The 1,693-nt window shown below is 51.2% G+C and carries 4 protein-coding genes; 1 reads left to right on the top strand and 3 read right to left on the bottom strand.

The genetic code is table 11. The annotated features are described in order from the left end of the window. Positions 1 to 100: 100 nt before the first annotated feature. A complete protein-coding gene (locus QCH34_RS12155; protein WP_300334521.1) occupies positions 101 to 337 on the bottom strand; it encodes a winged helix-turn-helix transcriptional regulator in 237 nt (78 codons plus the stop codon). Between the two features lie 68 nt (positions 338 to 405). On the opposite strand from QCH34_RS12155, the gene QCH34_RS12150 reads away from it, so the two are divergent. Beyond that, a complete protein-coding gene (locus QCH34_RS12150) occupies positions 406 to 765 on the top strand; it encodes a hypothetical protein (protein ID WP_300334520.1) in 360 nt (119 codons plus the stop codon). Here the strand turns inward: QCH34_RS12150 and QCH34_RS12145 are convergent. Both QCH34_RS12145 and QCH34_RS12140 read right to left on the bottom strand, forming a co-directional pair. Beyond that, positions 762 to 953 carry a hypothetical protein gene (locus tag QCH34_RS12145; RefSeq protein WP_300334518.1) on the bottom strand — a complete coding sequence of 64 codons (192 nt, stop codon included), beginning with the start codon at positions 951 to 953 and terminating at the stop codon, positions 762 to 764. The two genes, QCH34_RS12150 and QCH34_RS12145, sit on opposite strands and share 4 nt — an antisense overlap. 43 nt (positions 954 to 996) lie before the next feature. Next, positions 997 to 1,693, bottom strand: a 697-nt coding sequence (locus QCH34_RS12140) for an SLC13 family permease (protein WP_300334517.1), incomplete at its 5' end; no start/stop codon positions are given.

The following is a 1,693-nucleotide window of genomic DNA, read 5'->3' as shown; positions in this document are numbered from 1 at the left end:
CCCTGTTCGTTCACAAGCCGGTACACAAGCTCCGCCCTCATGCGGGGAAGCACGTTCCGTGCCAGTTCGTCACAGTGGGTGATGTCGCAGAGCTGCTTCTTCATGCCGTAGCCCTCTGGCTATCAGCAACCCTGCACTCATAGATGATCTGCCGTGCATCCCGGAAGTTGAATTTCTCAAGGATCAAACCCTGTTCCTTGAGACGCTTCAATGCATACCGGACTGTACGGGGTGCAAGGCTGCTCTCTTTGACGATATCCTTGTGTGTCATTGAACCACCCTGCCGGAGAAGGTGAAGAACCTTCTGCGAGGATGGTGGCAGCATATGGGGGTGCATAGCAGTATGTTAACGCTGTTAACATATCAACCTATCGCTTCATAAGAGATCAGGTAGAATTTTCTTGAATGGCTTATCCATCGGAAAAGAAGGCAGGAATTCTTATTGTTGGTTCTCTTCTGGTGATCCTTCTCTTTCATCTCACTATCCAGGGAGCAGGTCCAGCGTTCTTCTCCCATCCCTATGATCCCGCTCTTCCTGATGGGAAACTGGTTGTGTATTCAGGAATAATAGATGATATCAGGACCACCTGGAGCGGCGGCCATACAATCATCATCCTCTCGGATGTAAAAGTCTTTATTCCGGGGGGAATTGATCCCCCTCCCCTCAGGATTGGTGATCCGCTCAAAGCATATGGTCTTCTCTCGACCTATGATGGTGAAAGAGAGATAATCATTCGGAAGGGATCTGACCTCATCCCCGGTTAACGGGGTTCGGACTCGAAGATATCGGCATTTTTTTGTGTATCGAACTTCAGGCTGCCGAAACCCTGATTCTTTTTCTTCTTCCCCCGTTCGCCTTCGATATCGGTATCAAAACCCTTCTTCTGCTGCCGCCCCTCGACGCCGGCTCCGGCAGAAAGGCTCTCATCGTCTTTAATCGTAATACGTGACATATGCAGGCTATTGATCTCTCCATAGATAAGGGTGCTGGAGAGATCAGGGGTTTACTGCCCATGCCGGGAGATCAGGGGTAAACCCGATCGCCCAGATCACAACGGTGAAGAGGAAGAATGTCCAGAAGATGACGCCGATGAAGTTAAGGGCCCATCCTGATTTGAAGAGTGTCTTCATATCGATATACCCTGTTCCATAGGCAACTGCATTTGGCGGGGTGGCAACCGGGAGCATGAATGCAAGGGAGGCACAGACGGCAGCAGTCAGCATCAGCATGTAGGGGTGGATTCCCATTGAGACCGCTGTTACGGCCATGATCGGCATCATCACCGATGCAATGGCGGTATTTGAGGAGACCTCGGTTAGGAGGGAGACTGCGATTGCCACGATCAGCACGATTGCAACGATCGGGAGGAGCGAGAGCATCGTGAAGGAGTTGACGATCAGCTTTGCAAGGCCGCTTGAGATAAATGCAGCAGATAAACAGAGTCCTCCTCCAAAGAGGATGAGAATGCCCCAGGGGATCTTCTGTGCCCATTCCCAGTTCATGGTGAAGATCCCCTTCTTCATGTCGACTGGAAGGAAGAAGAGGAGGAGTGCTCCAAAGATTGCAATCACCGTATCATTGATTCCGGGGAAGATCTGGTCAAGGCCGGGGATTGTTGTGCCTCCGATCACCTTGGTGGAGGCAAAAATCCAGCTGAATGCAGTGAGGAGGAAGACGAAGAGCGTCCATTTC

Source organism: Methanocalculus sp., from assembly GCF_029762515.1.
Classification (GTDB): Archaea; Halobacteriota; Methanomicrobia; order Methanomicrobiales; family Methanocorpusculaceae; genus Methanocalculus.
This window is presented reverse-complemented; position numbering and strand designations above follow the sequence as displayed.

Bases quoted from the DNA above. Each gene is read 5' to 3' on its own strand.
- QCH34_RS12155 (WP_300334521.1), bottom strand. From the start codon at position 337: ATGCACCCCCATATGCTGCCACCATCCTCGCAGAAGGTTCTTCACCTT.
- QCH34_RS12150 (WP_300334520.1), top strand. From the start codon at position 406: ATGGCTTATCCATCGGAAAAGAAGGCAGGAATTCTTATTGTTGGTTCT.
- QCH34_RS12145 (WP_300334518.1), bottom strand. From the start codon at position 953: ATGTCACGTATTACGATTAAAGACGATGAGAGCCTTTCTGCCGGAGCC.